Origin of the sequence: Burkholderia sp. Ac-20379 (assembly GCF_017104645.1) — a bacterium.
Lineage (GTDB): Bacteria > Pseudomonadota > Gammaproteobacteria > Burkholderiales > Burkholderiaceae > Burkholderia.
This window is the reverse complement of the sequence record NZ_JAAGPF010000716.1, coordinates 1-1180: the sequence shown is the minus strand read 5'-3', so window position 1 is coordinate 1180 and position 1180 is coordinate 1. Positions and strand designations below refer to the sequence as shown.

1 protein-coding gene and 1 pseudogene are annotated in these 1180 nt (G+C 72.9%); both read right to left on the bottom strand.

The window, feature by feature from the left end; all coding sequences use genetic code 11:
* Positions 1 to 930 (bottom strand): acyl-CoA dehydrogenase family protein (locus G3N92_RS34195; protein ID WP_206131892.1); only part of this gene is annotated, 930 nt, incomplete at its 3' end.
* Positions 927 to 1180: pseudogene (locus G3N92_RS34190) on the bottom strand (hypothetical protein); the annotation flags it as partial. The pseudogene G3N92_RS34190 and the gene G3N92_RS34195, both read right to left, overlap by 4 nt.

The following is a 1180-nucleotide window of genomic DNA, read 5'->3' as shown; positions in this document are numbered from 1 at the left end:
TACCACGCCGCCTTCCCGATCTACGGTGCCGCCGCCCACACAGGCCGCGCCGCGAACCTTGCCGACCACTTCGAGCACCTGCGGATCCTCGCTGACGCGCCGCGCCTGCGTGCGCCCGCCGTAGATCCGCGTGCGCTCGGCCACGAGCCGCGCCACGTCGCCGGTGGCCGCGCGCGCGATGCCGGCCAGCGTCGCCAGGTGCACCAGTTGGAAGAACGACGGCGCGAAGCCGAAGCGGCTCGCGCTCGGTTTCAGCCACAGCGGATCGACCGCCACGTCGACGAAGCGCGCGGTGCCGCTCGCGCTCAGTTGCTGGCCGAAGCCGTCCCAGTCGTCGACGATCTCCACGCCCGGCGCACGCACCGGCACCAGCAAGCCGACCGGCGCGCCGGCCTCGTCGCTCGCGCTGAGGTGGATCCAGTCCGCGTAGAGCGAGCCGCTCGTGTAGTACTTCTCGCCGTTGAGCAGCCGTTGCCCGTCGTCGTGCGAGAGCCGCGTGGCGGCGCTGCCGAGCACGCCGTCGCCGAGTTCGGAGAAGCCGCTGCCGGTGGTTTCGCCCGCGGCGAAGCGCGCGATCCAGCCGTCGCGCCAGGCGCTCGGCGCGCTGGCGAGCACTTCCTCGGTGAAGCCGAGATGCGAGCGCAGCGCGTTGACCACGCTCGGGTCGGCCTCGCCGAGTTCGATCAATGCGGCGAACAGCTCCGGCAGCGAGGCGCCGAAGCCGCCCGCCTCGACCGGCAGCCGCAGGCGCGGAAAGCCGGCGTCGCGCAGCCAGCGCAACTCGTCGAACAGCAGCCGATGCGAACGCTCGCGCTCGACCGCGCCGTCGCGAATGCGCGCGAAGATCGGCCGGAACGGCGCGATCAGCGCCTCGTAGCGCTCGCTCGGGCCGGCGCCCCAGCCGGCGTCGATCTGGGTGGTCGGTGTCATACGGATTCCTTCGGATTGAATTGACGTGCGGCGCCGGCGGCGATCCGCGCGAGCGCATCGTGCGAGCGCTGGGCCGTGCCGGTGCCGAAATCGCGCACCGCGAAGCCGGCCCCGCCCACGCGCTCGATCTGCGCGACGAGATCCAGCTCCCATTGCAGGTAGCCGCGCATCGCGGCGGGCGCATCGGCGGCCGGCACGTCGTAGGCGCCGTAGCGGCGGTCGGTCTGGCCGCTCAGGTTGCCCGCGTCAA